This is a genomic window from Caballeronia sp. BR00000012568055 (genome assembly GCF_029439455.1).
Classification (GTDB): Bacteria; Pseudomonadota; Gammaproteobacteria; order Burkholderiales; family Burkholderiaceae; genus Caballeronia.
The window spans coordinates 5,788-11,194 of the sequence record NZ_JAQFVG010000037.1; the positions used below are offsets into that span (position 1 = coordinate 5,788).

The 5,407-nt window shown below is 59.5% G+C and carries 4 protein-coding genes and 1 pseudogene; all 5 read right to left on the minus strand.

The genetic code is table 11. The features are described from left to right. A pseudogene (locus P7F28_RS03425) lies at positions 1 to 344 on the minus strand (ABC transporter permease); the annotation flags it as partial. Continuing rightward, positions 341 to 1,273, minus strand: coding sequence for a ribokinase (gene rbsK, locus P7F28_RS03430; protein ID WP_277183036.1), 933 nt, complete (start codon positions 1,271 to 1,273; stop codon positions 341 to 343). The pseudogene P7F28_RS03425 and the gene rbsK, both read right to left, overlap by 4 nt. After that, positions 1,270 to 1,743, minus strand: a complete 474-nt coding sequence (locus P7F28_RS03435) for an RbsD/FucU family protein (RefSeq protein ID WP_277183037.1) — start codon at positions 1,741 to 1,743, stop codon at positions 1,270 to 1,272. The genes rbsK and P7F28_RS03435 overlap by 4 nt, the downstream gene beginning before the upstream one ends. A gap of 80 nt (positions 1,744 to 1,823) precedes the next feature. Next, positions 1,824 to 4,211, minus strand: a complete 2,388-nt coding sequence (locus P7F28_RS03440) for an aldehyde dehydrogenase family protein (protein ID WP_277183038.1) — start codon at positions 4,209 to 4,211, stop codon at positions 1,824 to 1,826. Positions 4,212 to 4,241: 30 nt separating this feature from the next. Further along, entirely contained in the window at positions 4,242 to 5,249 is a 1,008-nt protein-coding gene (gene deoC, locus P7F28_RS03445; RefSeq protein WP_277183039.1) for a deoxyribose-phosphate aldolase, read from the minus strand. Between the last annotated feature and the right edge of the window lie 158 nt (positions 5,250 to 5,407).

Below are 5,407 nucleotides of genomic sequence, written 5' to 3' on the forward strand. Positions count from 1 at the left end.
AAGCCGCCAATCGCGCCCATCACCACAACGATGCACACGAATACGCCCGTATAAAGCGCGGGCGAATCATCGGCGGAGACCATGTGTGGCAAGAGCAAGGCCGCGACCATGCCCGACAAGTTGGCCAGCCCTACGCCCGATAAATCGATGCCGCCATTACCCGAGACCATCGACAACATGATGCCGAGCGCAAGCAATCCGAGTTCGGGCAACTGGCCACCCATCGACTGAAGATTGTCGATATCGAGAAACTGGCCGCGCGAAAGCATCGTTGCTACGACAATCACGAGCACGTTCACGCCGATCAGAAAATTAAACTGTCGATCCGCAAGCCAGCGCTTCATTGCACAACGCTCCTTTGTTCGAGCACGGCGTTGATTTCTTCGAGACGCAGCATTGAAGGTGCGGTGCCCGGACGCGTGACCGAAAGGCTCGCCAAGGCGCAACCGAAACGTACGGCGTCTGCCGGGCTGTTGCCTCTGGCAAGCGCCGCCGCAAAGCCGCCTGTAAAGCCATCGCCCGCACCCGCTGTTTCAACCACGCGGCCGCAATTGAACGCAGGCACCAACGTTGATTCATTCGATGTATGCAGCAAAGCGCCCGCTTCGCCTAAAGTAACTATGACCGCACGCGCGCCCTTCTCAAGCAATACGTCAGCAGCGCGGCGTGCATCTTCGACGTTAGTGATCGAAATGCCCGTGAGCGTGGCCGCCTCAGTTTCGTTGGGCGTGATGTAATCGCAGAGCGGATAGATATCGTCGGTAAGCGGCATCGCGGGTGCGGGATTGAATACCGTGATTACGCCGTGTTTCTTAGCGAGTTCAAGGCCACGCCGTGCAGCAGGAATGGGCTGCTCCAATTGCGTGACGAACACGGCCGCACTGGCAATATCGTCTTCGATCTTATCGACGTCCTCAGGAACGAGCGTGCCTGCCGCGCCCGCTGCAACGATGATCGCATTGCCACCCGTGTTTTCATCGACGTAAATATGTGCCGCGCCGGTGGCCGTATCCTGCATGACAGTGGCGCGCGATGTAATTCCTTCCGCAGCCCACGTCGCTTGCGCAATCTCACCAAACGCATCAGCGCCGATTCGCGTGCAGAAGATCACATCGGCCCCTGCGCGCGCCGCTGCAACAGCTTGATTCGAGCCCTTGCCGCCCGGTCCCATTTTGAATGCAGAGCCTGCAACGGTTTCACCAAGCAAAGGCATACGCTGCGCGCGAAAGGCAAGATCGGTCACATAAATACCAAGGATGACTACGCTTTTCATCGTGTGCCTCCTTCCGGTGCATCCGCTGCGAGCTGCACGCCTTTCTTGAAGATAAAGCAGCCATAGCCGCGTGCTTCGCCGGTAGCAATCACGCAATAGGCGCGCTTGGCGCGCTCATAAAATGCAAACCGTTCGATCGATGCGAACGGCATATCACGGCCTTCCGCATCGTCCACTTCGCGTTGTGCTTCGCGCTGCACGGCCGGCAATGTCGATGCGTCTCCGACCACTTCCATCCGGCCAGCGGGATCATCGACGAAAGTATCGAGTGGCAAGACCGAGAGCACGGCGCGCACGACACGCGGTGCGCTCGCGCCATCGACCCGCAATACACGGCCCAGCACGGTTTGCCGCGCGACGGAATCGGCGGGGAAATGGGCGTCACAGATCACGACTTCGTCGCCATGTCCCATCGCGGCGAGCGCATACAGGATCTCGGCGTTCAGTAACGGATTGATATTCTTCAGCACAGTGTCTCCTCCATGCGTGGGCGCGTTTCGTTTCGAAATCTGCGCCCTTTGAATCGTCTTTGCGTCAATGCGATGCCGTTTTAATCTCCGTACGGCACCCAGATATTCTTCACTTGTACCGCTTGCCTCAAGAACGGCAAGCCTTCACTCGATGTGTCGTGCCAGTCGAATACACGGCCCTGATCGACAAAGGTGCGCTTGAGATTCCCCACCGATTCGCGCTCAGCCAGCGTTGACAAAGCAGCGCCGTGGAAACACCAGAGCGCATCGACATCGTCGTGCTGGGCAAGTGTTTGCGTGAGCGATCGCGCATCGCCGGTCACAATGTTCAGCGCGCCGCCCGGCACGTCCGATGTATCCGCGACCTGATAGAAGTCGGTTGCCATTAGCGGACAGCTTTCGCTGGGAACCGCGATCACACGATTACCCAAGGCAAGCGCAGGCGCAATCAAGGAAACGAAGCCAAGCAAGGGCGCTTCATCCGGACACACCACGCCAATCACGCCAAGCGGTTCGTGCATGGCAAGCGCCACGCCATGCAGCGGCGGCGCATGCACGGCACCGTCGTATTTATCTGCCCAGGCGGCATACGTAAAGAATCGCGCAATCGATGCTTCCACTTCGCGTTTTGCATCGCGCTCGTTATAGCCTGCACGAACGGCCAATTGCTTAGCGAATTCATCGGCACGGGCGCTAAGATTTTCCGCCAGATAGTAAAGCACTTGCGCACGGTTATGCGCACTGGCGGAAGACCATTTCGTCATGCTGCGCGCGGCGGCCACGGCATTACGAATATCCTTGCGGCTTCCCTCGCCGACTTCTCCGACAATCTCGCCATTCGGCGCATAAACCAGCCGCGAATATCCGCTGTCCGGACGCGCCTGCTTACCGCCGATAAAGAGCTTCGCCGTCCGATCTAACGTACTAACGTTATCGGTTAGCGCATCCGCTTTTGCAGCGGCTGCTTTGGCTTCACCACGTTTAGGCAATTTAGCCCACGCGCGCGGCTTGAGATATTCATAAACGCCTTCGCGTCCGCCCTCACGCCCAAAGCCCGACTCACGATAACCGCCGAAGCCTACCGCTGCATCGAATAGATTGGTTGCGTTGATCCACACCACGCCGCATTGCAGGCGCGGCGCGACATCCAGCGCGCGGCTGATGTTCTCGCTCCATACACTTGCAGCCAGTCCGTAACGCGTATTGTTGGCCAGCGCAACGGCTTCTTCGGGCGTGCGGAAGCTCATTGTCACCAGCACCGGGCCGAAGATTTCCTCTTGCGCGAGTGTCGATGCAGGCGACACCTTGGTCACGAGCGTGGGCGGGAAAAACGCGCCGCCTTCGGGCAAAGTCAACCGCGACGGCTGGAATATTTCGCATCCCTCATCTTCGCCGCGATCCACCAGCGAGCGAATGCGTTCAAGCTGCACGGTATCGACAATCGCGCTCATGTCGATGCCCTTGTCGAGCGATGTGCCCACGCGCAAGGTTTCCATGCGCCGCTTGAGTTTATCGACGAAACGCGCTTCGATGCCTTCCTGCACCAGCAAACGCGAGCCTGCGCAACACACCTGCCCCTGATTGAACCAGATCGCATCGACTACGCCTTCTACGGCGCTGTCGAGATCGGCATCGTCGAATACGATAAAGGGCGACTTGCCGCCCAGTTCGAGCGTGAGCGACTTGCCCGAGCCTGCCGTGATTGCGCGGATTTGACGGCCCACTTCGGTCGAACCCGTGAACGCAATTTTGGCCACGCGCTCATGTTCGACAAGCGCAGCACCCGTGCTGCCATCACCCGTCACGACATTTAGCACACCTTTTGGAAGCCCCGCGCGATGCGCCAGTTCCACAAACAGTAGCGCCGTCAGCGGCGTGTACTCCGCAGGCTTCAAAACCACCGTATTGCCCAGCGCAAGCGCGGGCGCAATCTTCCACGCCAGCATCAACAGCGGAAAATTCCACGGCACGATTTGCCCGATCACACCGAGCGGCGCCCAGTCGGCGAGTTCCTTGTCTTGCAACTGCGCCCATCCCGCGTGATGCAGAAAGTGCCTTGAAACAAGGGGGATATCGATATCGCGCGACTCGCGGATCGGCTTGCCGTTGTCGAGCGACTCCAGCACCGCAAACAAACGGCTGTGACGCTGCACCATGCGCGACAACGCATACAAATGACGCGCACGGCCCGCGCCGCCGATCGCTTGCCACGACTCGAGCGCTGCATGCGCGGCTTGCACGGCGGCGTCGATATCGGCTTTCGTGCCTTGCGCGATCGATGCCAGCACGCGGCCCGTTGCCGGTTCGCGCGACTCGAAACGTTGCGCGTCGTCGGCAGGTTGCTGCCATGCGCCGTTGATGAAGTGACCGAGGCGACCTTCGTGCTGATCGAGCCATGCGCGCGCGGCGCGATCGTCTTCCGGTGCGGGTCCGTATTCCATCGAGGAGAAGTATTCGGCTACGCTCATGAGGCTTGTTTTATAGGGGTTTCGCGTGAATCAGGCAACCGGATGACGGTTGAACGCGGAGTAACGTCCGCTCACATGATGCTCGAGCTGGCGCTCGATATCGGCAAGCAGACTCGATGCGCCGATGCGGAACAGATCCGGCTCGAGCCACTCGCGGCCAAGCTCTTCCTTCATAAGAATCTGATATTCGAGCGCAGTCTTCGCCGTCGATACACCGCCCGCCGGCTTGAAGCCGATCATCACGCCCGTGCGCGCCAGATATTCGCGGATCATGCGCACCATCACGAGCGACACGTCGAGCGTGGCATTGACGCTTTCCTTGCCGGTCGATGTCTTGATGAAATCCGCGCCGGCCATCATGCAGATCATCGAAGCCTTGGCGATGTTCGACAACGTGCGGATATCGCCGGTGCCGAGAATCGCCTTGACGTGCGCATCGCCGCAAGCCGCGCGGAAATCGCGCATTTCATCGTAAAGCGCTTGCCAATTGCCCGTGAGCACATGCTCGCGCGTCACGACGATATCGATCTCGGATGCACCGTCTTTCACCGAGGTTTCTATCTCACGCAACTTGAGGTCGTGTGGATTGAGACCCGCAGGAAAGCCCGTCGATACCGCCGCGACCGGAATGCCGCTGCCTTCGAGCGCATGCACCGCCGTCTTCACATAGCGGTGATAGACGCACACGGCGCCAGTTTTGATCGACGCAGGCGGCATACCGAGCGCATCGAGCAAATCATCCCGCAATGGACGACGTGCTTTCGCGCACAGGCGTTCGACGCGCGCATGCGTGTCATCGCCACTCAAGGTCGTAAGGTCGATGCAGGTGATCGCTTTGAGCAGCCACGCGGCCTGCGCATCTTTCTTGACAGCGCGGCGCGTGCCGAGCGTTGCGGCGCGCCGCGATACGGCGGCCAGATTCACGCGCAGCCCGTCGAGCCAGGCGAGATCGAACGGCACACCGGGATTGCGTGCGGGCGCGGGAACCGGCGGCTTACCGGGCCACGCGACGATGGACTTCGAGGCGGTTTCCAACATGAGATCGGCTCGTTCGTCTGTGTCCGTCTTGTGCGACGCACAACAGTTTTTGATAGATTGATCTCATTTTATACCGCTTTTGTTACGATCGTGACATAGGGAAAGTTCGGAGGCGTTCAAGCCGTGATCGTGCTGAGAATTTCCGCGACGATGGCCTC

Coding starts and splice junctions, on each gene's coding strand:
- rbsK (WP_277183036.1), bottom strand. CDS start 1,273: ATGAAAAGCGTAGTCATCCTTGGTATTTATGTGACCGATCTTGCCTTT.
- P7F28_RS03440 (WP_277183038.1), bottom strand. CDS start 4,211: ATGAGCGTAGCCGAATACTTCTCCTCGATGGAATACGGACCCGCACCG.
- deoC (WP_277183039.1), bottom strand. CDS start 5,249: ATGTTGGAAACCGCCTCGAAGTCCATCGTCGCGTGGCCCGGTAAGCCG.